This window comes from Chryseobacterium sp. SIMBA_038 (assembly GCF_046535115.1).
Classification (GTDB): domain Bacteria; phylum Bacteroidota; class Bacteroidia; order Flavobacteriales; family Weeksellaceae; genus Chryseobacterium.
Genome location: NZ_JAWRXH010000002.1, coordinates 183,922 through 210,431, shown reverse-complemented (window position 1 = coordinate 210,431; position 26,510 = coordinate 183,922). Strand labels below are relative to the sequence as shown.

Annotated in this window: 23 protein-coding genes; 8 read left to right on the top strand and 15 right to left on the bottom strand. The window is 33.2% G+C overall.

Translation table 11 applies throughout. The annotated features are described in order from the left end of the window. Positions 1-36 precede the first annotated feature (36 nt). Positions 37-600 (top strand): aminoacyl-tRNA hydrolase, encoded by a 564-nt coding sequence (gene pth, locus SB689_RS07130; RefSeq protein WP_410691445.1) that lies wholly within the window; start codon positions 37-39, stop codon positions 598-600. A 254-nt stretch (positions 601-854) separates the two neighbouring features. On the opposite strand, the gene SB689_RS07125 is transcribed toward pth, so the two are convergent. From SB689_RS07125 to SB689_RS07080, 10 genes are all read right to left on the bottom strand, one after another. Then, positions 855-1,490, bottom strand: a complete 636-nt coding sequence (locus SB689_RS07125) for a carbonic anhydrase (RefSeq protein ID WP_410691444.1) — start codon at positions 1,488-1,490, stop codon at positions 855-857. A gap of 59 nt (positions 1,491-1,549) precedes the next feature. Continuing rightward, positions 1,550-3,142, bottom strand: a complete 1,593-nt coding sequence (locus SB689_RS07120; protein WP_410691443.1) for a SulP family inorganic anion transporter — start codon at positions 3,140-3,142, stop codon at positions 1,550-1,552. Between the two features lie 141 nt (positions 3,143-3,283). Then, the gene (locus tag SB689_RS07115; protein WP_410691442.1) at positions 3,284-3,583 is read right to left on the bottom strand and encodes a hypothetical protein; all 300 of its coding nucleotides are present in this window, start codon (positions 3,581-3,583) and stop codon (positions 3,284-3,286) included. A gap of 19 nt (positions 3,584-3,602) precedes the next feature. Further along, positions 3,603-4,271, bottom strand: coding sequence for a carbonic anhydrase (locus tag SB689_RS07110; RefSeq protein ID WP_410691441.1), 669 nt, complete (start codon positions 4,269-4,271; stop codon positions 3,603-3,605). 352 nt (positions 4,272-4,623) lie between these two features. Next, on the bottom strand, positions 4,624-9,222 hold the full coding sequence (locus SB689_RS07105; RefSeq protein WP_410691440.1) for a T9SS type A sorting domain-containing protein: 4,599 nt from the start codon (positions 9,220-9,222) through the stop codon (positions 4,624-4,626). A 454-nt stretch (positions 9,223-9,676) separates the two neighbouring features. Next, positions 9,677-10,231, bottom strand: a complete 555-nt coding sequence (locus tag SB689_RS07100; RefSeq protein WP_410691439.1) for a serine O-acetyltransferase — start codon at positions 10,229-10,231, stop codon at positions 9,677-9,679. A 10-nt stretch (positions 10,232-10,241) separates the two neighbouring features. Beyond that, on the bottom strand, positions 10,242-11,393 hold the full coding sequence (locus SB689_RS07095; RefSeq protein WP_410691438.1) for a glycosyltransferase: 1,152 nt from the start codon (positions 11,391-11,393) through the stop codon (positions 10,242-10,244). Next, on the bottom strand, positions 11,394-11,957 hold the full coding sequence (locus tag SB689_RS07090) for a DapH/DapD/GlmU-related protein (RefSeq protein WP_410691437.1): 564 nt from the start codon (positions 11,955-11,957) through the stop codon (positions 11,394-11,396). After that, on the bottom strand, positions 11,954-13,108 hold the full coding sequence (locus SB689_RS07085; RefSeq protein ID WP_410691436.1) for a glycosyltransferase: 1,155 nt from the start codon (positions 13,106-13,108) through the stop codon (positions 11,954-11,956). Before SB689_RS07085 ends, SB689_RS07090 begins: the two co-directional genes overlap by 4 nt. After that, a complete protein-coding gene (locus tag SB689_RS07080) occupies positions 13,108-13,950 on the bottom strand; it encodes a glycosyltransferase family 2 protein (RefSeq protein WP_410691435.1) in 843 nt (280 codons plus the stop codon). Before SB689_RS07080 ends, SB689_RS07085 begins: the two co-directional genes overlap by 1 nt. Positions 13,951-14,317: 367 nt before the next feature. On the opposite strand from SB689_RS07080, the gene SB689_RS07075 reads away from it, so the two are divergent. The 7 genes from SB689_RS07075 (at position 14,318) to SB689_RS07045 (ending at position 21,530) form a co-directional block, all read left to right on the top strand. Beyond that, entirely contained in the window at positions 14,318-15,751 is a 1,434-nt protein-coding gene (locus SB689_RS07075; RefSeq protein ID WP_410691434.1) for an MBOAT family O-acyltransferase, read from the top strand. Then, positions 15,752-16,717 (top strand): hypothetical protein, encoded by a 966-nt coding sequence (locus SB689_RS07070; protein ID WP_410691433.1) that lies wholly within the window; start codon positions 15,752-15,754, stop codon positions 16,715-16,717. A 94-nt stretch (positions 16,718-16,811) separates the two neighbouring features. Next, entirely contained in the window at positions 16,812-18,536 is a 1,725-nt protein-coding gene (locus tag SB689_RS07065) for an HAD-IIIC family phosphatase (RefSeq protein WP_410691432.1), read from the top strand. Positions 18,537-18,561: 25 nt separating this feature from the next. Then, positions 18,562-18,801 carry an acyl carrier protein gene (locus tag SB689_RS07060; RefSeq protein ID WP_410691431.1) on the top strand — a complete coding sequence of 80 codons (240 nt, stop codon included), beginning with the start codon at positions 18,562-18,564 and terminating at the stop codon, positions 18,799-18,801. Beyond that, a complete protein-coding gene (locus tag SB689_RS07055; RefSeq protein WP_410691430.1) occupies positions 18,801-19,181 on the top strand; it encodes a VOC family protein in 381 nt (126 codons plus the stop codon). The genes SB689_RS07060 and SB689_RS07055 overlap by 1 nt, the downstream gene beginning before the upstream one ends. Continuing rightward, a complete protein-coding gene (locus SB689_RS07050; protein WP_410691429.1) occupies positions 19,181-20,599 on the top strand; it encodes an MBOAT family O-acyltransferase in 1,419 nt (472 codons plus the stop codon). Before SB689_RS07055 ends, SB689_RS07050 begins: the two co-directional genes overlap by 1 nt. Before the next feature lies 1 nt (position 20,600). After that, positions 20,601-21,530 carry a hypothetical protein gene (locus tag SB689_RS07045; RefSeq protein WP_410691428.1) on the top strand — a complete coding sequence of 310 codons (930 nt, stop codon included), beginning with the start codon at positions 20,601-20,603 and terminating at the stop codon, positions 21,528-21,530. A 2-nt stretch (positions 21,531-21,532) separates the two neighbouring features. Here SB689_RS07045 and SB689_RS07040 read toward each other — a convergent pair whose 3' ends face one another. Genes SB689_RS07040 through SB689_RS07020 form a run of 5 tightly spaced genes read right to left on the bottom strand, consistent with a single transcriptional unit; the run spans position 21,533 to position 26,510 of the window. Then, positions 21,533-22,471 (bottom strand): glycosyltransferase family 2 protein, encoded by a 939-nt coding sequence (locus SB689_RS07040; protein WP_410691427.1) that lies wholly within the window; start codon positions 22,469-22,471, stop codon positions 21,533-21,535. Between the two features lie 15 nt (positions 22,472-22,486). After that, positions 22,487-23,425, bottom strand: a complete 939-nt coding sequence (locus SB689_RS07035; RefSeq protein WP_410691426.1) for a glycosyltransferase family 2 protein — start codon at positions 23,423-23,425, stop codon at positions 22,487-22,489. A 10-nt stretch (positions 23,426-23,435) separates the two neighbouring features. Further along, the gene (locus SB689_RS07030; protein ID WP_410691425.1) at positions 23,436-24,434 is read right to left on the bottom strand and encodes an acyltransferase family protein; all 999 of its coding nucleotides are present in this window, start codon (positions 24,432-24,434) and stop codon (positions 23,436-23,438) included. Further along, positions 24,424-25,365 (bottom strand): glycosyltransferase family 2 protein, encoded by a 942-nt coding sequence (locus SB689_RS07025; protein WP_410691424.1) that lies wholly within the window; start codon positions 25,363-25,365, stop codon positions 24,424-24,426. Before SB689_RS07025 ends, SB689_RS07030 begins: the two co-directional genes overlap by 11 nt. Beyond that, positions 25,362-26,510, bottom strand: a complete 1,149-nt coding sequence (locus SB689_RS07020) for a glycosyltransferase family 4 protein (RefSeq protein ID WP_410691423.1) — start codon at positions 26,508-26,510, stop codon at positions 25,362-25,364. Before SB689_RS07020 ends, SB689_RS07025 begins: the two co-directional genes overlap by 4 nt.

Sequence of the window (26,510 nt, the reverse complement as noted above, 5' to 3'; positions counted from 1 at the left end):
TATTTTTTATCTCTTAATTTTGCAAAAAATTTCTCAATGAAATATTTAATCGTCGGTCTTGGAAATAAAGGCCCTGAATATGAAAATACACGTCACAATATAGGATTTAAAGTAGCCGAAAAAATAGCTGAAACTCTTGAAGTATCATTCAACACAACCAACTTCGGATGGATGGCAGAAGGTAAATACAAAGGAAGAAAAGTATTGGTTTTAAAGCCTGATACTTACATGAACCTTTCCGGAAACGCCGTGAAATTCTGGATGCAGAAAGAAAATATTCCTTTAGAAAATGTAATGATTGTTACCGATGATCTTGTGTTGCCTTTTGGAACGTTGAGAATGAAAATGAAAGGCTCAGACGCAGGTCATAACGGACTTAAAAACATTAATGAAGCCCTACAGACACAAAATTACGCAAGACTTCGTTTTGGCATCTCTGCTGAGTTTTCAGAAGGGAGACAGGTAGACTACGTTCTCGGAACATGGAATGAAGAAGAAGCCGAAAAGCTTCCCGAAAGAATAGAAAAATTCTCTAAAGCCTGTCTGTCATTTGTTTTTGCCGGAATTAATAATACGATGTCTGCTTTCAACGGGAAATAATTTTCTTGTATGACACTCAGTTTTCATCAATAGGAACGTGCTTTAGCCACTTTAAGAATATTATCTATCAAAATCGGCTTTAGCCAAAACATAAATACCCAATAAGCACAATCATCCGTATAAATCTGTGCAATCTGCGGGAATAAAATTAAGATATTTACTTAAAAAAATAAAAGACCACCGAAAAACATCGATGGTCTTTTTCAAAATATAATCTAAAAATTAACTAACTATATAATTGTGACTTAAATGTCCTACAACCAAGTTACAACTCCGGTTTCAACATCATAGTTGGCTCCAACTATTTTGATTTTACCTTCTTCCTCAAGTCTTGTAAGAGTTGAACTTTGCTTACGGATATCTTCAATCGCGCTTTTTACATTTTGCTGATTCAGTCTTTCTAAAAGGGCGCTGTTTTTTGATGAACGCTCTTCACCTTCTTCGATAATTTCATTGATGATTGGGTCAAAATGATTAATTAAATGATTCAAGTTATCCATTCCCAATCCTTCGATTTGTGCTGCATCCAGACCGCCTTTCAAAGCGCCACATTTTGTGTGACCTAAAACTACAACAAGCTTAGATCCTGCTACATTACAGCCAAATTCCATTGAACCTAAAATATCCTGATTCACAAAATTACCTGCAATTCTAATACTGAAAACATCTCCCAGTCCTTGATCGAAGATAAGTTCCGCAGAAGTACGGCTGTCGATACAGCTTAAAACCACTGCAAAAGGCCACTGTCCTTCACGGGTAGCATTTACCTGCTCCAAAAGATCTCTGTTTGCCTTCAGATTGTTTACAAATCTTTGGTTTCCTTCTTTTAGAAAATTTAACGCTTTTTCAGGAGTAATGGTTGACTGAGTTTCGGATGTATGTGCTTTCATATGATATGTTTATTTGAATTTTATTTTAAAGTTAAAAAAATATTTGTTTATAAATGAGCTTACATTGCTCTTCTGTGTGTAATTATGATATGAGAATCTTCATCGGTCTCATAATCTTTGTAAGAGGTTTTAAAGCCTAAAAGTTCTACATTAATATCTTCTTCTTTCGCCCTGATATTCGCGAAATCCTGAATCATTTCCAATACATCTGTCGCAATGTATGAAGTTCCTCGGGCATCGATGATCACGGTAGAATTAGGTTTAATATTTCTTAAAGTCTTTTTAATAGCTGCTTTATTTAAAAATGAAACTTCCTCAGCAAGTTTGATGTTAATTCCGTCTGCATCATTCAGTTTTTCTCGGCTTAAATAGTAAGCTCTCTTCATATTTCCCTGTAAAATATAGAAAACTGAGATCGCTAAACCAATTCCAACACCTTTTAATAGATCTGTTGCAACAACTGCAACAACAGTCGCAACAAAAGGAATAAACTGGAATTTTCCTAAATGCCAGAAATGCTTGAATGTTGCCGGTTTCGCTAATTTATAACCAACTAAAAGCAACACCGCAGCCAGCGTAGCCAATGGAATTAAATTCAAAATCATCGGAATTGTAAGTACACAAATTAATAAAAGAACCCCATGAATGATCGCTGAAAGTTTTGATGTCGCACCTGCATTTGCATTCGCAGAACTTCTTACCACAACTGAAGTCATCGGAAGCCCGCCAATGAATGAACTTATCAGATTTCCGATTCCCTGAGCTTTTAATTCAAGGTTGGTGTCTGTAATTCTTCTTTGTTGATCTAATCTGTCGGATGCTTCGATACAAAGTAAGGTTTCAATAGAAGCTACAATAGCAATCGTTGCACCTACGATCCATACTTTTGGATTGGTAAATCCGTTGAGATCAGGCGTAATAATCAAATTTTTAAAATCATCAAGAGACTGTGGAATCGGCAACACAACCAAATGTTGAGGCGCAATCACCAGTGAACTTCCTGTCATTTTGAAAAATTCGTTCAATAAAATACCTGCAACTACGGCAACCAAAGCTCCGGGAAGCATTTTCATTCTTTTCAATGTTGGAATTTTATCCCAAGCCAAAAGAATTCCGATAGAAACTAATGTTACAACAATAGCTCCCGGATGAATAGCTCCGAAAAGTTCTGTAAAGTAACCGAAGTTGAGTCCGTTATCAAAGATTGATTCGTGGCCTTCATAATCTTTATCAAATCCCAATGCATGCGGAATCTGTTTTAAAATAATGATGATCCCGATTGCGGCAAGCATACCTTCAATTACATTATTTGGAAAGTAATTCGAAATACTTCCTGCTCTTACGAATCCTAAAATCAACTGAATAAGTCCTGCAATCATTCCTGCGCAAAGAAAAAGTTCAAATGCGCCAAGATCGGTAATTGCCGTTAATACAATGGCTGTAAGACCTGCAGCAGGACCGGAAACCGAAATATTCGAGTTACTCATCGTTCCTACTACTAAACCACCTACAACACCTGCGATGATGCCGGATAAGGGTGGAGCTCCTGATGCTAATGCAATTCCTAAACATAATGGAAGTGCAACTAAAAATACAACGAGTCCTGAAGGGAAATTCTCCTTAATTCCTCCTATTAATGATGTGTTTTTCATGATATGAAAATGCTGTGATATAGCTGATCGGCTGTGAAATGATCAGTTATAAAGATTGGAAATTTAATTTTTAAAGCACGTGTCGATTCGATACCAAAAATTGATATGAATACTATTAAAAAAACTAGCTAAACTTAAAAATTAAGCTTCCGGAGGTGGAGAAAATATGGTAAGTAATGGTGACAGATGAAAATCGTCATCTACCAGTACAAAAGATCTTCCTGAAAGATCAGGTTCAAAAAACTTTACGTAATCGAATACATTTAAAGTCTTTGGAAGTGTTTTTTCGTAAACAGTAAAAGAGGTGGGATGAGAATGCGGTTCTTCTTCATTGATGATAATATTGGTTCTCTGTAATTCCCAACCGAAAACAGCAGCAATGCTTGGCAGCGCTGTAAAGTTCAGGAAAAACGTTAAAACAATAATACTCCAGAATTTCATTCTACTTTTTTTAGAAAGACTATTTGGTCTTTTTACTCATTACCCAATCAGAACTTGTAAGGTTGTAGATTTTTTGAATGTCCTTTAAGATTTTTTCAAAGTCGATCTCCAAATCAATGATCTTACCTGTTCTAAGGTCGAAAACCCAGCCGTGAACCACAGGAAACTCTTCTAAGATGTATCTTTCCTGCACACAGGCCATTTTAATCACGTTGATGCACTGCTCCTGAACATTAAGTTCTACCAGTCTGTCATAACGTTTACCCTCATCTGCAATAGAATCAAGCTCGGCTTGGTGTAATCTGTAAACATCACGAATATTTCTCAGCCAAGGATTCAATAATCCCAGATCCTGAGGAGTCATCGCAGCTTTTACACCGCCACAGTTGTAATGTCCGCAAACGATAATGTGTTTTACTTTCAAATGTTCTACAGCATATTGAATTACTGCTGTTGAGCTCATGTCTAAAGTATTCACCACATTAGCAATGTTTCTTGTTACGAAAACTTCGCCCGGTTGCGTTCCCATCAATTCTTCTGCCGTTACTCTGCTGTCTGAACATCCAATATAAAGGAAATCCGGATTTTGAGTTTTGGCTAATTCTTCGAAGAACGTTGGATCATTGGCAACTTTTGATTCTACCCATTTTCTATTGTTTTCGAAAATAACTTCGTACGATTGTGACATAAATTAAAATTTAAAAAAGGTTTAATTATTTATTTCGTTTAAATTATTTTCAAATTCAATAGATTAAATCAATAATCATGCAAAAATATAATTTTTGTTTTAATCGCAATTAGTTTTAACAAAGTTTAATATTAAAATATGCTTAAAATCATACGAAAACTTCGGAAAGAGCAGGTTTCACAGATTTTTATGTTAAAATATTATGTTTTTGATAATTTAAATCGGGTGAAATTTAGATATAAAAATACAAACAATTAGGATTAAAAAGAAATTTCAAAATGAATATATTCTTAATTCTCACAAAAAAACCGCCTCAAGACTGAGGCGGTTAAAAAAATCAGAATATCAATTATTATTCCTTAATAATTTTCACAATAGTTTCGGAGTTATTGATTCTTACGAGATAAGCTCCTTGTGTAAGAGAAGAAAGATCGGTCTGTTCATTCTCAAACTTACCTGATTTTACAAGTTGTCCGGACATGTTATAGATCTGATAATAGTAATCTTTAGCTTTATCATTTCCTTTGATGTACAGAATGCTCTTCACAGGATTCGGGAAGAACTCAAGTTTGTTTTGAGCTACTTTTTCCTCGATGATAGATTTTGGTAAAACAGTTTTAGCTTCTCCAGAGGTAGCATTTGTTACCTGCAATCTTGGAATTGGACCTAGCTCATTACCATTTTCGTCATATTTTACTTTCACACAACGACAGCTTTGAGCAAAATATGGATCAGAATTACTGCTAAACGTGGTAAGATAATCTCCATTATTCTGGATCTCTACTCTTAATGCTCTTCCTGTATAATTTGAGTTAAGACCTCCTAACCAAAAACCACCATACGTGTAATCAATCAAATTGAAATCTGGAGCAGCAGGAGATGCTTCTATTGTATTTCTGCCACCTCTAACTCCAGAATTTACAAAACTTCCGATATTATATGCAGGGTTGGCAAATAAGTAACCAATTGCAGCAGAACTATACGGCGTTCTGTTGATTCTTGTTCCTCCATAATTGTTAGGAATGCTGATTCCCGTTGTTGGCTTATAAAAAGGAGATGAACCTACACTTGTATTGGCCACACCTGTTAAGTCTGGGATTCTCCATCCTTCCGGACAAGGGTCAAAAGGTGATTTTTTTCCTCCTCTTCCCCATCTTTCCGGCGCTAAATTTGGTTCGTTTGCTAACCAGTCAGCTCCATTCGTATGATTAAGATCTGTTGCTTTGGTAGTCATTGTTGGAACCATGAAAGTCATCGGATTCTTCACAGAATATGATAAAACTTTGCTGATCTTATCTGAAGTTTTATCCGTAGCCAACACATTAGACTGAACCGAATAATCAGGATATTTTTTAAGATATGCATCTGAATAATACGTTGCAGAAGCTAGGGTAGTGTAAGTTACCGTACCATTTGCCTGCGCTGTTCCTAAATAAACAGGAGCTGAATTTCTATTCGCGTTCACAAAAACCGGCAGTGGATCTTTTCTTCCCCATTGGAAATGTAATCCTGCAGTTGAAGTAGTTTTATTAGCTTCAGCAATGGCTTGATTTGCGCCCAAATCTCTATCCATTATCTCAGTTTTTATTACTTCACCTGGTTTAATGTAATTGATATAATTAACAGCCGCTTGATTAGGCAATTCTGATGTGTAAACTACAGATGTGATCGGGGTGTTTGTTACCCAAATATGCCAGCTCCAATAAATTGGATTTGTGATACTTCCGTTGTGTAAAGTAACTACAGCGTTACCAGACTGGTTCGGAGCGATCTTAATAGTGATATTTGTATTTGAAATCGCTGATAATGAACCCGGAGCAGTATTTGAAAGTGAAATATTGCTGATTAAAGCTGTATTGGTAGACCACAATACATTAGCTTTCAGGTTATTGAAGTTTGTTGCGTTTAAAATATCAGGATTATTCAACAATTTACTCTGTGCAGAGAATGCTTTGCTGATTGGGATCTGAATTGTAGATTCAACCGTGTTTTTAACGATAGAATAGGAGTTTGGATTGTTTAATCCTTCTGCATATTCAACATCATCATTAAAGAACTCTGTAGGGAAATCATATTGATTTACAACATATAAAGGATCTTTGATACATCTACATCCATTCGCTCCCGATGTTGCGCCACCTCCTGCAGGATAATATTGATATCTTCCTGTGATTGCGGGTAAAGAAGAATCCGGAGTGTCCGGTTGATCTCTGTCCGGAATCATACGGAAACTTCTAGCCGAAACGGAAGGAGTTACGTCAAACCATTTTGCCATTGTTGCAGTCCATAAATACGTTTCATGCTGATCTGTATATTGACCTTCATGATATCCTTTTACAAGAACTCCTGTTCCCGGGAAGATTCCCATATTGTTTCCTCCAACATTGCTTAGATCTACCCCAACATTGTTGTAGATTTTAAAGCCTTTCATGTAACTTGGAGTGTTACTGTCATTAGGTTTAATGATGTGATATTTGTTGGTTTCAAAAACATTTTTGCTGATGTTATTTTTGATTCCAAATGGACTGAAATCTACTCTCAAATCATCAATATAACTGGAGTTTCCTAAGTTTGCGACAAGCATTGAAGGGATTCTCCATCCATTCGGACACGGGTCAAATGAAGATTTGTCTCTGTAAGGATTTGCGTTGTTGTCATCATTGTAATTGCTTACAGAATTAAGTATTCCTCTTGAATTATCAGACCATAAATTTAATTCTGATAATTTATCTGTAGTAAGTGATGATGAGTTTCCGAACCAGTTTACCTGTAAATTAGCATTGTTGTTGTACAGTGCCTGACCAGAATTATCATCTTTGTTTACATAAATTAAGCTTAAAGGATTTTTAACAGACAAACGGATATTGTTTGATACAGTTGCATTCGACAACAATACTGTTTTGATTAAATTATCAATTTTTGTCGCTCCATTAGCCATATTTCTAGACTGCTTATGTCTCACTCTTCCGACAGATCCAGAAGCTTCATAGAAATCATTTCCTTTGTAAACTAATGGTGGAATAGGGTCTTTTCTTCCCCATTGATACAGTAAACCTCCGTTTTTATTAAATTCGGTTCCGGTAATCGTGTTGCTTAAAGCTCCTAAGTTTCTGTCCATCCATCCCCAATCTGAACTTGGAATTGGTTCTACAGTTCCGTCGCTTTTTTGTCTTTTAACGCCGTCAAAACTTTTGTAAGTTGATCCGTTTCGAGGATTATCAGTTACCCAAACGTGCCAAGACCAGAAAACTTCCCCGTTTACTTTATAAGCAATTACGGCATTTCCTTCTTTGGTTTTGTTGATCGGAACTTTAATTTTAGCATCTTCGCCTGAACCTACAATTTCTAAGCTATAGTTGGTTCCTGATTTTATTAAACCTTGAATATCCTCCCAATAAACATCGGCAGTTATGGTACCTGTAGGAATCGGGCTTCCTCCCATGCGAGAATCGGAATTCCACATTTTGTAAGCTTTTTTCACAGGAATAAATAATCCGTCACTGTCCTGATTAGGCTCGAAAATATAACTGTTAGGCGCTTTTGCCCAATCTAATGCATTATTATCCGGAAGCGCTCCCGCATTGATGGCGAAACATTCTTTAGAACATTCGGAAGCATCATTATTATATGAAACTGTATTTCCGAAAACTCCGGTGTACTTGATGAATTTTGAAATTTCTCTTTCAATATCCTGTAATGACCTTTTGGTCTGATAAGAAGTTGAAACATCATTTCTCAATGCACCAACACCATACAATGTTAATTCTGAAGTGTCAGATATTGACAGGTTTTCAGATCCGGGACCTCGTCTTGCAACGTTGTTTGTGTACCCAAAGTAAGGAGCTCCGTAATTACTTGTACTGTTTGGTGTCAAGTCAATAAATGTACCGTCACTTTTATAAGCTCTTAAACCTGTTGCAATACTTGAAACAATAACTACAGGCTCTTGATCCGGAATAAAATCAGATAAATTTTTATAAATTCTATTATACAAATTAAAATATCTGCTTTCTAAATAAGCCGGATTTTTAAAATTATGATATCCCGGACCATCAGCATCTCCCGGCCACTGACTGAATTTCATGTAAAATCCATTAGCGGAAAACTTCCCTGCAAACATATATACTGGATCGTCATAGCTGTACAGATAAGGAATCGGGTGTCCCGCAGCTTCATTATAAATAAATTCCGGAGTTGTTCCTAACGTGTTAGTAATTGCTCCTGTATTTACCAATTTTACAGCTTTTGCACCATTTGCTTCCGTTATAACATCGGATGGATTGGTCGGAGCGAAAACTACATCGTCTTTTTTATTATTCATTAAGACGTTGCTGAGTTTATTCCAAGAATAAGCAGAGGTTACTCTGTCTTTTAAACCTGTAACTTTTCCGTTGGCATCTGTGATAAGAGTACCATCTTTTTTAGGTGTTAAAAGCATGGTGTACTCATTTTCATCCAGATCGCAATTTACGGCGGCATAATCTGCGGCTTTGTAATGCGTTACAGCTTTATTCCAGGCTACAGACGAAAAGTTGCTCGCCGAATCGGAACTTAACTCAACTTTTAAATTGTAAGTCGGGTTTACGGATGCGGGTAATTCAAAAGTAGCTTTCAGGGTTTCATTATACTGATTGTAGGAGTATAATGTTTTACACCAGCCTGTAATCCATTCTCCCTGAGCATTCTGATACTTAATGGAGAGTAGGATGTTGCTGGTTGTGAATGGTTTGTTGAGCATTCCGCTCATTACAACCAGTCCTTTTTCATTCACATTTTGTGAAATGACGATCAGAGGATCCAGATCAAAAGTACTCGGTGGAGTAGCTGTTTTAAATCTGAAGCCAATGGGTTTCTCATTTGGCTTGGGGACGGATGCCGTCCTCGAATAAGCATGAGAAGATGCAATACAAAGTACTGCAGCAAAAATCTTTAGTGTCGATTTTTTTTTCATACGTATAAAATTTAAAAGTGTTTTTTTCGAAATATTTAAAACAGATCGTTTAAGCAACTTTAGAATAAGCTCTTAATATAATTTGCGCAAGATTTTTCCATTCCCAAGTTGAGCTAATGGATGAACTTCTTTAATTATAATAAAGAATTACTTTTTTCGTTGATATAAGCTAAAGTTTTAAAAGTGTTTTCTGATGAAATTAAAATTTCAGAGAAAATGAAGAGTTGTGCAATATTGAAAATTGCCTCAAGTCTGAACGTAATTTTTTTTCCATAAAAATGATTATTTAGTTTTTTTTGCGTGTGTTTTTTTATTGTATGTAATTTAAAATGCGAATCAAATGGTTTACATTAAAATTAATATTCACAAAAATGAACAAAAAAATAACTCCTCGCAATAGAGAAGTAAATTTTTATTGAAAAAGTAACATAGATTTATAAATCTATAGAATTATTTATACTTTATTATTGATGTAACCTACTGTAGACTTTCTAGTTGAGTAAATTTTCCCAGGGTTTCCAACAACTACGGAATCTGCAGGAACATCAAAATTAACATACGCATTTGGAGCGATCAAAACATTCCTTCCTACCGTTACTCCGCCTACAATTACAGCGTTTGTGCCGATCCAGACTTCATCTTCAATGGTAGGGAAACCTACGAATCTTCCACGGTTTTGCTGTCCGATGGTTACGCCTTGTGCGATGTTGCAGTTCTTTCCGATTTTAGCTTTAGGATTAATCACCAGACTTCCCCAATGTCCGATGTAAAATCCTTCCCCAATTTCGGTTTCAGGGTAGATCTGATAACCGTATTTTATTTGATAATGTCTTAAAACTATTCTCCAGAAAATTCCCATGACAGCATTTTCTTTATGTTTTTGGGCTTTTCTTAAGATATAAATAAAGTGCAGATTGGGGTTGATGCATTTCGTTAAAATCTCAAATGTTGAAAGCCATTTTCCACTTTCGCGGTAAAAATCTTTTTGTATGATGGAATAATTCGGCATATTTTAATATTTATACTTCATCAATTATTTCTTGAAGTTTTTGTACAGATTTTTCCAAAACGAAAGGTAGATCTGTATCATTTATTTGTTTTTTGTATTCTTCGGCAAGGTCTTTATCGGTAAGGAATTTCTTCATTCCATCATAAATTCCATCTTCAGAATTTGAAGTAATTGTTCCTAATTTTCCGTCTTGCAATAAGTCTTTAATTCCCGAAATATCTGTTGCAGAAATCGGTTTATTAAGAATAAGTGCCTCTGCAATGATGGTAGGAAAACCTTCATGACGGGAAGACATGATATAAAAATCTGCCTTTTTCAAATAAGGATATGGATTGCTTTTAAAACCTAACATTTTTGCCGTTTTCTGCAATCCTAATTGCTCAAGTAAGGCTTGAATATTATTTAAATCATATCCGTCGCCAATAATTACAAGCTGATGGTTAAAACCTTCATCAAGCAATCTTTTATGAACCTGCAAGAGTCTGTCGTAGCCTTTTTGAGGGTAAACAGTTCCAACGCTTACAAAAGTAGGGATATTATTGTCAAAAGGGTAGTCATCGATAGCAGTATTTGCCTTTTTCAGCGTATCTTCCTTATCGATTGGGTTAAATATTTTTATTACAGATTGTTTTTCGGCTTCATTTTGAGCCAATTTGTGCATTTCTTCCTCCAGTTTGTTGGAAATGACTAATATTTTATCAAATTTAAAGAACTGTCTTATAACATCGGAAGTATATTCTTTTAAATTGAAAATATCATTCTGGACCCAAATTATTTTTTTTGAATCTTTCCGCGGACTAGATAAGATTTCCCTGTACATTCCATGAATAGCAGCCAACTCAACATCATATTGTTTATTTTTTAAAACAAATTTATAAAGCAGAGAAGGAAACCACAAAAACATCTTTTGGTAGAGAACCCGATATGCTTTTACTGGAATTTCCTGAGGCCTGTTGGTTGTGATCATTTCTCCTTTCAGCAAGTAAAAAACATTAACCCAAGATGGAACTTCTTTAATATAAATTCCTGAATATAAATTAATTAATAAATCTACTTCATACTTATCCGGAGAAATATTTTTTAAAAAAGTAACCAAGACTTTTTCTGCCCCGCCATGACGGAGAGAGCCTATACGAATGAGGATTTTCTTTTTTTTCAACATTTATTTTCTTACGGGTTTGTAGGTGTGAGGGAGGTTTTTGATGAGATATCCTTCCAGTTTTGGACGGTCTGCTTCTAGCTCTAGAGGGTATACTGTGGTGTTTGCCAGTAATTTATCGCCATATTGCTCGATCGTACAAATAAATTTAGCAGGTGCACCGGCGTAAATGCTATTATCGGGAACAGAACTGCTTACAACGCTGAGAGAACCAACGATACAGTTGCTGCCGATGGAAACTCCCGGCAAAAGAACAGCTCCTTTACCAATAAAAGTATTGTTGCCGATTTTTATTCTGCCAAATGTTCTTCCGTCTTTATATTTTTCAATTCTTTTTGTAACGCGTCCGTCTCCGCCATGATTGATGAAAGATACACCTTCAGCGATGGTTACATTGTCTCCCATCTCAATAAGAAAGGGCTCTGATCCAAAATTGGGAATACCTTGGACGTATAAATTGTCACCTACTTTTAATCCCTTATTAATTGCTACTTTTATAACAACATGTTTAATCATATCTTCATACAGGGAACGGATTTTCAATATGATTCTGTACAATAACATCATTTTTGTGTCAGTTTTAAGATTATATTTTCTACGGCATCAAATATTTTCTGATTATCAAACTTTTCTTCAATCGTTTCAAGATTCTTTTTAATGTTGGAAACAAGTTGAGGTTCAGTTAAAAACTTTTTCATTGCATCATACATTTCATCCTCTTCATAATTGATGAGGTAACCTGTTTTTTCATGATCAATCATTTCGGAAACTCCTCCTACATTGGTGGCAATGATGGCTTTTTGCAGTATCAGTGTATCAGCAATAATTAATGGCCAGCCTTCTGATTCTGAGGGTAGAATGTAGAAGTCGGCATTTTTAACATATGGATAAGGATTCATTAAAGAGCCTAAAAATTCGAAACTATTAGTAACTCCTAGTTTCTCAGCCTGTTTTTTTAAATTGTCTTTTTCTTCACCGTCTCCGACTACGACAATATGATGATCAAATCCATCTTTTAATAGCTTTGCGTGAGCTTCCATCAGTTTATGAAAGCCTTTTCTGGTGTGTAATCTTGCGACAGAAGCAAAAACTGGTTTGTTGGGAAATTCAGGAGTGAATTCTTTTGCTTTTTGCTTTAATTCATCAATCGGGATTGCATTCAGAATGACTTGATTTTCAGGTAATTTTAAATCAGGATATGTTTCCACCAAGATATCTTTGGTTTGTTGTGAACCGAAAATAAAATAATCAAACTGAGGGATCTGCTTTAAAACAGCAGGAATTAAAGGCTTAAACTTTGGTACCGTAATATCAGAGTGAAACCAGCCTATTTTTTTTGATTTTTTGTTGCTTGAATTCAAAACAGAAGAAAAATCAGCATACGTTGGAGCAATTTCTACATCATATTCTTCCTGTAGAATGTTGTCTGCTATTTTTGGATTTTTTTCGGCTTCGTTTAATTTTAATTTTCTTTTGGCTAGCTGAAGCTTTTGGATAATAGAATTTTTAGAAAATTCTTCTTTTCCTTCTGCCAGATATTCTTTTCTTACGTGTTTTGGGATCTCATTACGCAATTCTCCCTGATTCATATTCAGGCATATGGTCATCTCAAATTTATCTCTGTCAAGATAATTAAGCATACTTAGAATTACCTTTTCTACTCCGCCCATTTCCATAGAACGGTGTCTGAAAAGTACTTTTATTTTTTTATTCATCATCATTTACTAAGGACTTGTTGTACAAATATTTTTAGTTTTTTCTTAATTCTATATACAATAGAAGTCTGGTATTCCAGTAAACTATAAATTTCAGCAGAATTGGTGTATTCTTCCGGAACAGTTTTGCCATGTATTGTTTTAAGATTTCTTCGCTTCATTGCATTGAAAATCACTTTGGCAAAATATTCTCGGGATTTTGGTTTGTTCTCGTTTTGAGAAATTCCGCCGGAATGTGTTCTGTAAAAATAATTATTTTCGTTGATAAATTGTACTTTTCCTTTCTCATACATTTTTAAATACAAGTCCTGATCTTCTGCAATTTTCATTACAGTATTCATTTTTTCGGTTTGTAAATAAATATCTTTTCTAAAAGATACAAAATGTACAATATGAACCGGACAATTGAAAAAATAAGGATCATTATTGAGAACCTGCATTGCCATTTTAGGAACTTCTAAAGGTTTAAGGTTTTCATCACACTTTATAAATTTTGAATACGTGAGAACGGTGTTTTTATCTTTTTGGAAAATATTTATACTTGAAAGAAGGGCATCTGGCGAAATTCCGTCATCGGGATCTAAAAAACCGCAAATATCTCCATTTGCCAATTCAATAAGTTTAGATTTGGTAACTCCTACTCCGGAATTAATCTCATTTTCAAAGAGTTTGAATCTGCAGTCATTTTTTATCAATGCATTAATAAGCTCCAGAGAATTATCTGTAGAACAATCATCAAGAATTATGACTTCCCAATCAATATATTTCTGAGAAATGATAGAGTCATAACATTGTTTGAAAAATTTGCCGTTATTATAATTGGCTATGAGAATTGAGAATATCATCTTACTTAGTGCTTTTAACAATGCAAATATCTTAAATATTAAATAAAAAAACTGCAACTTAATGTAAGTTTGATTGTTATCTTTTGTTAAAAAGTTAAAAATAAAGAAAAAATTAACTCATAATTGCCAAATTATTTTAATATTTATTTAGAAAATCATTTTTAATGGAAAAAATTCTTTAAAAATTAATGAATATTAAAAATGTAAGATATTGAAGTTAAATAAAAATATTTACTTTTGCATCATAAAAACCCAACACAGTGAGCGAAATAACACAAGTTCCCAAGACAGACAAGATTATTAAGAAAGTAAACATATGAGAGTTTTTATAAAATAATTTTATATTTATTACATTAAAGAAAACTCTATGCTCTTTAATTCTATTGCCTTTCTTATTTTTCTGCCTATAATTTTTATTCTGTACTGGTGCGTATGTAATAAAAATTATAAATTTCAGAATATGCTATTATTGGCAGCCAGTTTTTATTTCTACGGCTGCTGGGATTGGCGTTTTCTGTTTCTTTTGGTGTTCTCCATCGGGCTAGATTATTTCTCAGGAATTCAAATTGAAAACAGTAAGACGAAAAAATGGGCAACCTTTTGGCTTGTCTTAAGTATTGCGATCAATTTAGGGTTCTTAGGATTCTTTAAATATTATAATTTCTTTATAGAAAACTTTGTAGAATTATTAAAATCATTCGGATTTGGAGTTAATATTTGGATCTTGAAGGTAATTTTGCCTGTCGGTATTTCATTCTATACCTTCCATGGATTGTCTTATGTTATAGATGTTTACAAGAAAAGAATTCCGGCTGAAAGAAACTATGTAGATTATGCCGTTTTCGTAAGTTATTTTCCGTTATTGGTTGCAGGACCAATTGAGAGAGCAACACATTTACTTCCACAAATCCAGCGAAATAGATCTTTTGATTATGAAAAAGCAAAAGACGGAATGGCGCAGATTCTTTGGGGATTTTTCAAAAAAATGGTGATTGCCGATAATTGTGCACCAATTGTGAATGAAATCTTCAATAATTATCATACAGAAAGCGCAAGTAACCTTGTTTTAGGAGCTGTTCTTTTTGCTTTTCAGATTTATGGTGATTTCTCAGGATATTCTGATATTGCATTGGGAACATCCAGATTATTTGGTATCGAATTATTAAAAAACTTCTCTTATCCTTATTTCTCACGAGATATTGCAGAATTCTGGAGAAGATGGCATATTTCACTTTCTTCATGGTTCAGAGATTACCTTTATATACCTTTAGGAGGAAGTAAAGGCGGATTATGGATGAAAATTAGAAATACTTTTATCATCTTTTTGGTAAGCGGCTTCTGGCATGGCGCGAATTGGACGTTCATTATCTGGGGCGGACTAAATGCCATATTTTTTCTTCCATTATTAATTGCTGAAAAAAACAGACATAATCTTGAAGTTGTAGCAATGGGTAAAATCATTCCTTCATTCAGAGAGATTTTTAGTATTATGATCACTTTTGCATTAACTTGTTTTGCCTGGATTTTCTTCCGTGCAGCAAGTGTTTCTGATGCAATTGGATATATTAAAGGAATTTTCAGTCAAAGTTTATTCTCATTTCCAACAGAATTTAGACCCCTTTTATTTGGATTAATTATTTTCATGATGGGGATGGAGTGGATGAACAGGACACATGATTATGGATTGAAAATTCATGAAAGGAAACCAATAGTTCAAGCTGTCATCTATATTGTAGTAGCTTATTTGATATTGAATTTTGCCAATTTCGGCAGTAATGAATTTATTTATTTTCAGTTTTAAATGAAAAGATTTCTTTCCATATTGTCTTTATTCGTGGCTGTAATGTTTATTATTGGCTTGATAAAACTTGCTGTAAGCCCGAACAGTAATTATTCTTATCCATTCTTAAATGCAAAACTGGAATATCTTAAAAAACATCCGGAATACAATCTCTATTTCATTGGTAGTTCGAAAATCAATGATCAGATCGACTGTAAATTAATTGATGAAAATATTCAAGGTTTAAAGTCATATAATTTAGGTGCAAATGCAGGTTTCAATTTAGAAAACTTCCAAACCTTGGAATATGTACTTGGAAATCCTTCTTTTAAGCCAAAATATATTGTTCTTGAACTACAGGATAAAATAAATATTACAAAACAAAATCTTAAAACCGAAAGAAGTTTTGGAGCTTTTAATTACGAAAACACTGTTTTTGCAAGCAAATTTCAAAAAGAAAACGGAAATTATAAACAAATAGCTTTGTCGTGGGCTTCATTTGTATTGAATGTTTTTCACTTCAATAAGCATTACGAAGAAAGGATAATTCAGGATGCACATAATCGGTTTGTTGATGAAACCCAAGGTTTTTCTGCATTGGATTACAGTATTGTTCCGAGAGCAAGTGAAAAGGAGCTGAAAAGTATTATTAAAGAAAGGTTGGAAAGTTATCACGCAGATAATGGAAAGCACATGCCTAATAAAGCTTTAGTTGAAAAAATAAATGAACTTGCTGAAAAATGTAAAAAAAGAAATATTCAATTAATAATGCTTATTCCCGGACCTGCGGAGCCTGATGCAAAGAAGTTACAGGTGTATCAAAATGCGTTGAGTGTACCGGTAATAAGTCTTGTAAATCCTGATGAATATCCTGAATTCTATCTTTATGAAAATAGATGGGATAACGGACATTTGAATGAAAAAGGCTCAAAAATTCTTTCCAAGAAAATAGTTCCTTTTCTAGAGAAATTTTTAGAAAAAAAATAAGGATAATTATTATCCTAAAATGTGCTTAAAGTAATATAGCGTTTTTGTAATTCATTGATATAAGTTGTATTTTGCGCTTTTAAACATTAAACTGATGATGAAAACATTTGGTGAATTAAAGAAGAATTTAAAGAAAAAACCGGAAGGTTTAAAGACAATAAAAGTTGCTTTATTGGGAGATACCGCAACGCAGTTTTTAAATGTGGCATTAAAGGGTTCCGCGATCGACGGAGGCTTTGACTTGGACATTTTTGAAGCCGATTTCGGACAAATTTCCCGTCAGATCTTAGATCCGACTTCAGAATATTATGATTTTAATGCTGATTATACTATAATTTTCGAGTCTTCGCATAAATTATTAAGTCAATATTATAAGGCGTATGATTCTCAACTTACTTTTGCTGAGAATAAAATCAGTTATGTAGAAGAGCTTTACAAAACGATTCAAAGCAGAACAAAAAGTAAAGTAATATATTGTAATTTTCCGGGAATTGATAATCAGGTTTTTGGAAATTTTGCGAATAAAGTAGAGTCTTCCTTTGTTTTTCAAGTAAATAAACTTAATTATTTGCTTTCATCGCAGATTGCATTAAATAACAGCAATTTCTTTATCGTAGATCTTGTATCACTTCAGAATAAATGGGGTAGAAACTTCATGTTTTCGCCTAGTATTTATGTAAACACAGAAATGGTTCTTTCTCTTGATGCATTGCCGATCGTAGCTCATCAGGTTTTAAGTATTATTTCTTCGATTGAAGGTAAATTTAAAAAATGTGTCATCCTGGATTTGGATAACACCACTTGGGGCGGAATTATTGGTGACGATGGTCTTGAGAAAATCCAAATTGGAAGTTTAGGAATTGGAAAGGCTTTTACTGAATTTCAATATTGGATAAAATCTTTGCAAAAAAGGGGAATTATCTTAGCGGTTTGTAGTAAAAATGATGAAGATAAAGCTAAGGAACCTTTCGAAAAGCATCCCGATATGGTCATTAAAATGGATGATATTGCCGTTTTTGTAGCCAATTGGGAAAATAAAGCAGATAATATAAGAAAGATCCAAAGCATTTTAAATATAGGTTTTGATTCTATGGTTTTCTTGGATGATAATCCTTTTGAAAGAAACTTGGTAAGAGAAAATTTACCTGACGTTTGTGTTCCTGAATTACCTGAAGATCCTGCAGAATATCTTGAATATTTATACAGTTTAAATCTTTTCGAAACAGCTAGTTTCTCTGAAAATGATGCTGAAAGGACTAAACAATATCAGGTTGAAGCCAAAAGAGCAATTGAGCTTGAAAGCTTTACCAACGTTGAAGATTTTTTGAAAAGTATGAACATGGTTTCTGATGTTCAGGCTTTCAATAACTTTTCAAAACCTAGGGTTTCTCAATTGACTCAAAGATCAAATCAATTTAATTTAAGAACGATAAGATATACAGAACAGGAAGTTGAAAATTTAATGACCTCCGATAATCATCACACCATTTCTTTCACGTTGGAAGATAAATATGGTGATAACGGATTAATCTGTGTTATTGTTTTAGAAAAGAAAGATCAGGAAACTCTTTTCATAGAATCTTGGCTGATGAGCTGCCGAGTTTTAAAGAGAGGAATGGAAGATTTTACATTAAATACCATTGTAGAAACAGCCAAAAGTAACGGTTACAAATATGTGGTAGGAGAATATATTCCTTCTGCAAAAAACCAGATGGTTGAAAAGCATTATGAGAGGTTAGGTTTTGAAAATCAATATGATAGATGGGTGCTGAACGTAGATGATTATCAAAGTAAACAAGTATATATCGTAAATAAGTAATTTAATTATAATAAAATAATACATTATGGATAGAAATGAAATTTTAGTAAAACTTACAGAAGTTTTTCGTGAAGAATTAGATAATGAAGAAATTGTATTAAATGCTGAGACTACAGCGGAAGATGTTGAAGAATGGGATTCTCTTTCTCATATTCAGTTAATTGTAGCAGTAGAAAAAGCTTTTAAAATACGTTTTACTTCTTCGGAAATCCAAAGCTGGAATAATGTAGGTGAAATGGCAGATTCTATAGCTTCAAAACTATAATGAAGTTTCATCACGTTGGGGTTGCCTGTAAAGACATACAGGCAGAACTCCAAAATATAAGAATGCTTCATAAGATTGTTGAAGAAACTCCGGTTATTTTTGATCCCAATCAGCAAGCCGAACTTTGTATGGTGACGGTAGAAGACGGATTAAATATTGAGTTTGTTTCCGGTAAGCCTGTTGAAAATCTATTGAAAAAAAGAATTTCTTACTATCATATCTGCTACGAAGTAGAAGATATTGATACTACAATAGAACATCTTACCCAAAACGGAGGAATGCTTATTTCTCCTCCCAAAGAAGCTATACTTTTTAATAACAGAAAGGTTGCTTTTTTAATGCTTTCTTATGGAATTGTTGAACTTTTAAATAGCAATTAATGCAATTTACATCATTAATATTTCTTCTTTTTTTCTCAGTTGTTTTTGCTGTATATTGGTGGGTTTTGGGTAAAAAACTTAAGGCTCAGAATATATTTTTATTATTAGCCAGCTATGTATTTTACGCCAATTGGGACTGGAGATTCTTAATATTATTGATTGTAAGTTCGGGGCTTATTTATTATTTGGGATTAAAAATTTCTGAAAGCGAAGATCCGAAAAGGAAAAAGTTATGGACTAATTTAGGACTTATTTTTTCGATCGGAACACTATTTTATTTCAAATATTTCAATTTTTTTATTGATTCTTTTGCAGATTTATTCAGCATTAAAAACAAACTTACTTTATCAATAATTTTACCTCTCGGAATCAGTTTTTATACTTTTCGAATGATAAGTTATCTGCTTGATATTAAGAATAATAAATTGAAAGCTGAGACAGATGCTTTGGCATTTTTTAATTTTATATCGTTCTTCCCAAGTATGACTTCGGGACCAATTGATAAAGCAGGATTACTACTTCCGCAATTGAAAAAAGAAAGAGTTTTCACAGTGGAAAATGGTTCTGATGCGGCCAGACAAATTCTTTTAGGTGCATTTAAAAAACTGGTTGTCGCCAATAGTATTACACCAATTACCCAAGATATATTTCAAAATTACGGTCACCTTTCAGGAAGTACCGTTGCTTTTGGAATGATTCTTTTCCTTTTTGAAATGTATGCAGATTTCTCCGGATATTCTGATATGGCTATTGGTTTTGCAAGACTTTTAGGATTTAAAATAACGAAAAACTTTGCATTTCCTCTTTTTGCACAAAATATTGCTGATTATTGGAGAAAGTGGCACATTTCGCTTACTTCATGGCTAACGGAATACGTTTTTACGCCTTTGGTTATTCAATTTCGAGATTACGATAAAAAAGGGTTGATTGCTGCGATTATTTTAAACTTTATTTTAATTGGAGCTTGGCATGGGCCGAGGTTTACGTTTGTACTTTTTGGCTTACTTCACGGGCTTTATTATGTTCCTTTAATTTTAAATGATAAATTAAACAAGAAGAAAAAGTTTTCTAAAAAGATTCCAACATTGAAGGAGTTTGGTAATATTTTATTAACGATGGGAATGGTTTGTTTTGCCTTAGTTCTTTTCGTTGCACCGAATCTTACCGACGCTTTTGGTATGTACGGCAGGATTTTCAGTCTTTCTCTTTTTGCTGTTCCTCAGTTTATAAATATTAAAATTTTAGGTTTAATAGCAATTTTAATCCTAATTGATTGGTTGAATAAAGATCAGGAACATGCACTGGCAATCAGTAGATATAAACCTTTGGTAAGAAGGGGAATTTATGTATTCTTTATTTTTATGATCATGTATTACGGAATTTTTGGTAATGGTAGTTTCATCTATGAACAGTTCTAATATGAAAAAGTTTTTAATTAAAATATCATTTTATATTGTTGGAGTTATTGCTGTTCTGTTGTTTCTGGGAACATATGCAGACGGTAATACAGATGATAATTACAGACACTTTACAGGCCCGAAACCTTCTAATCTGATTTTGGGAGATTCTCGCGGTTCACAGGCTTTGGTTCCGGATGTTTTAGATGGTAAATTTAAAGACAGAAAGTTTGATAATTTCTCTCTAAACCTTACAGAATCACCTTATGGGAAAGTATATTTTGAAGCTGTAAAGAAAAAACTTAATCCTGATACAAAGAATGGAATTTTTATTTTAACAGTTGACCCATGGAACGTATCTATTGGTAATGATGTAAAAAGCGCGAAAGATTATTCTGAGAATGTTTCGGCACTGGCAGATGTTCATTTTTATGATATGGCACCTAATTATGAGTATCTTTTAAAGCATTATCCCAGAAGTTGGTTTAATATTTTCAGAGAAAGAGAAGCTGTCGTAAGATCGAATACGTATTTGCATAAAAACGGCTGGATGGAAGTTACAGTTGATGTACATCCTGATACTTTAAAAGTAAGAGAAGCCAGTAAGATAAGACAATACGAAAATTTTGTAAAAACTCAAAAAGTATCTCAAGAAAGACTGAACGCATTTGAAGATATCATTAAATACCTTAAAAATAAGGGAACAGTTTATATCGTTAGAATTCCCGGTTTTAAAGGAATTATGGATATAGAAAATAGATATTCTCCAGATTTTAGTGATAGAATACAGGCTATTGCCAACAAAAATAATGTGAAATTCTTTGACTTCTCTTCACGATATGATAAATACATCTATACAGACGGAAATCACATGTATAAAGAGTCGAGTAAAGTTTTTACCGCTCAGATAGCAGATTCTATTCTTTTAAACAGAAATACATTAAAGAAGTAATTTTAAAATAAATTCTTCCTGAAATTAATATTAAATAAGCCAGAACGAATGCTTGGGTAATCCGTAATCAAGTATTTCGTGATCATTCCCCATTTTTTGAAATTTGGTGCAACAGCGATTTCAAAACTGCGATGCATTCTTTTAATGTGAGTTTTAACATCTTTGGGGATAGTTGCTTCATTTTCAGACCATTTATTTAGCTCTTTCCAAAGTAGAACCCTTGTTGTTGCAGGATTTATCTTGCCAGAATTCACTTTAGTAATTCTATTGTCTTCATGAACTCCTCTCATGGCTACGGCCTTGTCTATAAGACCAGGATATAGATTAAGATAGTAAGATAGTCTGAATAAAAATTCAGTGTCCTGATGAAGCCTTAAATGAGTTTTAAAGAAATGATTAATTTTCTGTAATGATTCTCGTCTTACACTAAGACCATCCAGACTAAACTGGCCAAAAGTTCCTTTCATGTGGATTTGGCCTAAAAAAACATCTTTTGGATGATGTTTCTTATAAACGGTCGTTAACCGATCACCAAACATACTATAATATTGCTCTTTTGCTTTTTCAGAATAATATTGTACTCCAATCGCACCATAAACACCTTCTACATTTGGATTCTTGAAAAGTTCTTTCTCAGCATCAAATCTATTGGGAAGATAATAATCATCGGCATCCAGGAATGCTATAATATCTCCTGTTGCTTTCTCCAGTCCAAGATTTCGGCTTGCCCCGGCTCCGTGATTTTCTTTATCTGGATGTTGATAAAGGTGAACTTGATCATATTTTTCAGCTAATTCAATACAGATCTTTAATGCGTTGTCGGGCGATTTATCTTCAATTAAAATAACTTCATATACTTCTTCGAACTGCAATGCGGATTCTACAGCCTGACAAATATATTTTTCGGCGTTATAAACTGGAGTAATTACGGATATTTTCATTTAAATATTGAGAATCTAAATTATTGTATATCTAAAATTGATATTATAAAGCCCGGATCTAATGCTTGGATAATCAGTAATAAGATATTTCGCGATCATTCCCCATTTTTTGAACGTTGGAGAATTGGCGATTTCAAAGCTACGAAGCATTCTGTTGATATGAATTTTTATATCGTCAGGCATATTTTTTTCATTTTCTGCCCATGTATTCAATTCTTTCCAAAGTAGGACTCTTGTTGTTGCAGGGTTTATTTTCCCTGAATCTACTTTTGTAATTCTATTATTTTCGTGCAGTCCTCTCAATGCTACAGCCTCATCAATTATTCCTGTATAAAGTTTCAGATAATAAGCCAGTCTTACAACAAATTCTGAATCCTGATGAAGGCGGAGAGAGGTTTCGAACATTTTACTCATTTTAGAAAGAGCAGACTTTCTTATTGTTAAAGCATCTAGATGAATTAATCCAAAAGTTCCACGCAAATTGATCAAACCTAAATAAACATCCTCGGGATTCGTTTTTTTATAGACGGTATCTAGTTTATCTTTATAAATAGAATAATATTGTTCTCTTGCTTTTTCAGAATAATATTGTACTCCATTTGCGCCATAAACACCATCTACGTCTGGGTTTTTGAAGAGCTCTTTTTCTGCATCAAATCTATTGGGCAGGTAATAATCGTCTGCATCTAAAAATGCAATAAAATCACCGGTTACTTTTTCTAAGCCTAAATTTCTAGAAGCTCCGGCACCATGATTTCCTTTGTCTGGATGTTGATAAAGTTTGATTCGATCATGTTTTTCTGCTAATTCCTGACAAACCTGTAAAGCATTATCCGGAGATTTATCTTCAATTAAAACAATTTCAAACACTTCTTCAAACTGAAGGGCTGATTCTACGGCTTGTGTAATATATTTTTCAGCATTATAAACGGGAATTATAACGGATATTTTCATTTTTTTCAAATTATGCTTTTAACTTTAATTTTAAATATTCTGTTACTTTTTTTTCTACAAAATAATATAGAAATGAAGCTATTGCAATCACCACCAATATTTTGAATATAAAATACGGAATATTCAAATAACCTTCTACTCTAAATTTTCTAAATAATATCTCCACAAAAGGATGCGAGAGATATAATGAATAAGAAATATCGCCGAGGAAAACTAATGCTTTATTTCCTTTAAAATGGAATGTATAATCAAAAAGTAAAAATGAAGAAACCAATAATGATGTTATTAATAACGATATTAGTTCATTTTCAACTTTTAAAATATCAAAATAAATTGCGATAAATAGTGGAATGGCTACCAATGAAACTAGTATCGCATACTTTTTTGGGATAGAAACTTTATTCAGAAAAAGTGAGAGTAAAATTCCTATGACAAAATTGAGATTTAATACACTTGTTGCCATTTGTAGATAGACGTTTTCAGGCTTAAATAAAAGACCTAAAATGTATGTTGAAATAAAGAAAATTATAATAAATAAATATCTTTTTTCTTTAAATATTAAAGATAATCTAAATATAAGATAAAAAAACATTTCATAATTTAGAGACCATCCCAGATAAAGTACAGGTGGACTGCCTGCCTGGGGAAGAAAGAAAATTGAATGAATAAATCTTGCAAAATATTCTCCCTGAAAATACAGAAAAAAGCTTCCTCCCAATATCATCCATGCAAATGTGAGGAGATAATATAACGGAACAATTCTTATGATTCTTCTTTTATAGAAAAGTAAAATACTTTTTGTTGCATTGCTTTTAAAATCCAACTTTCGTGTTGTAAAAGTCATAATAAATCCACTTATTACAAAAAAAATTGGAACTCCTATTCCTCCATTTTTAAATAATATTTCTCCCAGTTTAAAGTTTTCAAAATCGATATAACCACGAAAATGAAAACAGCAAACGGATAATGCTGATAAACCTCTAAGGATCTGTAGATTATTAAGCTTCATGATTTGTATACGTAAATCTATATCTTGTTTTGAGGATCCGCGGATTTCTCAATATTACGGAAATTAAATCAGTGATTTTTAAAAATCCTTTTTTTATTGCTAATTCAAAAGCTTTTTTTTGCAAAAATAAATGCTGAGTAACATCTGCATCAGTTTGTATGGTTTTAGACCATTGATATAAGGAATCCCAAAGTAAAAACTGACGTTGGTTATAATCTTTTGAATATTTTTTTATTTTCGTGATTCTGTTATTATCATGAACACCTCTTATGGCAATCGCTTTATCTATAATTCCGGATTTTAGATAACAGTGATAAGCCAGTTTCGTGATAAAGTCGGAATCCTGATGTACACGAAGATTTTCGTTGAAGCGAAGATTATTCTTTATTAATACCGATTTTCTGATGGTAAGGGCATTCAGATGAAAGAATGTTCCGAAAATTTTAGGTGTTAAACCTAATAAACCTCGAAAAACGTCTTTTCCTTCCGCAGGAAAATTTACGGTAGTTAAAGAGATGTTTTTAAACTTATCCTGAAATGCTTCTCTCCCTTTCTCAGTTAAATATTCTACACCAATGGCTCCGAAAATCCCTTCAACTTTTGTGTCTCTGAAAAGATCTTTTTCAGCATCAAAACGGTTGGAAAGATAGTAATCGTCTGCATCTAGGAAAGATATTAATTCACAATTTGCTTTTTCAAGTCCCAGATTTCTTGTTGCTCCGGCTCCGTGATTTCCTTTGTCAGGATGTTGAAATAATTTGATTCTTGAATCTTTTACAATCAATTTCTGACAGATTTCTAATGAATTATCGGTTGATTTATCTTCAACTAATACAATTTCTTGTACTTCATCAAATTGCAGTGCAGAATCTACAGCTTTCTCCAAAAACTCTGAAGCATTGTAAACGGGAATAATTACAGAGATATTCATGCTTTGCTGTATATTGTATTTAATTTTTCACTAAAAATAACCGGATCATGATTTTCTTTAATTCTTTTCAAAGAATTTCTTGATTTTTCCAAAAGTTGCTGAGGATTTGTAAAAATGTCTTCTAGAATTTTTTCAAGTTGTTCTTTCAATGTTCTTTTAAGCTCTTCTTTTTGTTCATTTGAATAATAAAGAGCCTGTTTTAAACGATTTTGAGGAAGATGAATAAGCCATCCACAGTTTTCATTATTAATTTCCGGCAATGCGCGTATATCTGTCGTAATGACGGGAACACCCGCCGCCTGCATTTCTAAAACTGAGAATCCATATGTATCCGACCAAGTCGGTAATAGGCCTACATGAGATTGCTTGATAAGTTCTAAAACTTTTTCATTAGGAATGTTCTCAAGAATATCAATCCATTCCTCTTTTTTTAACATTTCTTTTGTTTCCTGAGCTTCTTTTTCTGTAACCTTGGTTACATAATGATCGGTTTTAAAAGAGGATACAATTGTAAGTTTGAAATTATATTTTTGTCTTAATTTTTTTAAAACTTCCACCATCTCGACGCCACCTTTCAAATGAAATTGTGTTCCTACGAAAATGAAATTAAAGACCTCAATATTTTTGTAAACTTCCCCCGAATCTCTCGGAATAACTTCCTGAGACGGATGAATAACAGAAAGTTTATTTTTAATTATTTCCTGAAATTCAGGGTAATTTTTTAATAATTCTAACTGAATATTTGCAGAAGCCTGCGAAATTGAGATAATTCCTAAACAGTTTTTTCTGGAAATCTGTTTAAGAGCTTTTTCTGTTTTTGTATTATGAATGTGTTGAGGTTCTGTTTTTTGATGGTCATTTTTAGTTTCAATAAATCTTGGAACTAAGGTCTCAAAAGATGTAACCCATTTTTGAGAAGAATAATTAATATCATTATAAAGATGCAAAATATCGATCTTAGGTTTTTGATAAAAAAAATATTTCCCTTCGATATTGCTTTTTTTTCTAAATAATATTTTCTTTACAGTAGACAAAGAATGAAAAAGATTGTTGTTCTTTCTCAAAAAAACATATTCACAGCCAGAAACTTTATTTAAAATATTTCTTCTGATTGGATAGTCATTTTGTGTCAGGCCTATTTTCAT

Excerpts from the sequence above, each read along its gene's own strand:
- pth (WP_410691445.1), top strand. The coding sequence starts at position 37 with ATGAAATATTTAATCGTCGGTCTTGGAAATAAAGGCCCTGAATATGAA.
- SB689_RS07125 (WP_410691444.1), bottom strand. The coding sequence starts at position 1,490 with ATGAAAGCACATACATCCGAAACTCAGTCAACCATTACTCCTGAAAAA.
- SB689_RS07120 (WP_410691443.1), bottom strand. The coding sequence starts at position 3,142 with ATGAAAAACACATCATTAATAGGAGGAATTAAGGAGAATTTCCCTTCA.
- SB689_RS07115 (WP_410691442.1), bottom strand. The coding sequence starts at position 3,583 with ATGAAATTCTGGAGTATTATTGTTTTAACGTTTTTCCTGAACTTTACA.
- SB689_RS07110 (WP_410691441.1), bottom strand. The coding sequence starts at position 4,271 with ATGTCACAATCGTACGAAGTTATTTTCGAAAACAATAGAAAATGGGTA.
- SB689_RS07105 (WP_410691440.1), bottom strand. The coding sequence starts at position 9,222 with ATGAAAAAAAAATCGACACTAAAGATTTTTGCTGCAGTACTTTGTATT.
- SB689_RS07100 (WP_410691439.1), bottom strand. The coding sequence starts at position 10,231 with ATGCCGAATTATTCCATCATACAAAAAGATTTTTACCGCGAAAGTGGA.
- SB689_RS07095 (WP_410691438.1), bottom strand. The coding sequence starts at position 11,393 with ATGTTGAAAAAAAAGAAAATCCTCATTCGTATAGGCTCTCTCCGTCAT.
- SB689_RS07090 (WP_410691437.1), bottom strand. The coding sequence starts at position 11,957 with ATGATGTTATTGTACAGAATCATATTGAAAATCCGTTCCCTGTATGAA.
- SB689_RS07085 (WP_410691436.1), bottom strand. The coding sequence starts at position 13,108 with ATGATGAATAAAAAAATAAAAGTACTTTTCAGACACCGTTCTATGGAA.
- SB689_RS07080 (WP_410691435.1), bottom strand. The coding sequence starts at position 13,950 with ATGATATTCTCAATTCTCATAGCCAATTATAATAACGGCAAATTTTTC.
- SB689_RS07075 (WP_410691434.1), top strand. The coding sequence starts at position 14,318 with ATGCTCTTTAATTCTATTGCCTTTCTTATTTTTCTGCCTATAATTTTT.
- SB689_RS07070 (WP_410691433.1), top strand. The coding sequence starts at position 15,752 with ATGAAAAGATTTCTTTCCATATTGTCTTTATTCGTGGCTGTAATGTTT.
- SB689_RS07065 (WP_410691432.1), top strand. The coding sequence starts at position 16,812 with ATGATGAAAACATTTGGTGAATTAAAGAAGAATTTAAAGAAAAAACCG.
- SB689_RS07060 (WP_410691431.1), top strand. The coding sequence starts at position 18,562 with ATGGATAGAAATGAAATTTTAGTAAAACTTACAGAAGTTTTTCGTGAA.
- SB689_RS07055 (WP_410691430.1), top strand. The coding sequence starts at position 18,801 with ATGAAGTTTCATCACGTTGGGGTTGCCTGTAAAGACATACAGGCAGAA.
- SB689_RS07050 (WP_410691429.1), top strand. The coding sequence starts at position 19,181 with ATGCAATTTACATCATTAATATTTCTTCTTTTTTTCTCAGTTGTTTTT.
- SB689_RS07045 (WP_410691428.1), top strand. The coding sequence starts at position 20,601 with ATGAAAAAGTTTTTAATTAAAATATCATTTTATATTGTTGGAGTTATT.
- SB689_RS07040 (WP_410691427.1), bottom strand. The coding sequence starts at position 22,471 with ATGAAAATATCCGTAATTACTCCAGTTTATAACGCCGAAAAATATATT.
- SB689_RS07035 (WP_410691426.1), bottom strand. The coding sequence starts at position 23,425 with ATGAAAATATCCGTTATAATTCCCGTTTATAATGCTGAAAAATATATT.
- SB689_RS07030 (WP_410691425.1), bottom strand. The coding sequence starts at position 24,434 with ATGAAGCTTAATAATCTACAGATCCTTAGAGGTTTATCAGCATTATCC.
- SB689_RS07025 (WP_410691424.1), bottom strand. The coding sequence starts at position 25,365 with ATGAATATCTCTGTAATTATTCCCGTTTACAATGCTTCAGAGTTTTTG.
- SB689_RS07020 (WP_410691423.1), bottom strand. The coding sequence starts at position 26,510 with ATGAAAATAGGCCTGACACAAAATGACTATCCAATCAGAAGAAATATT.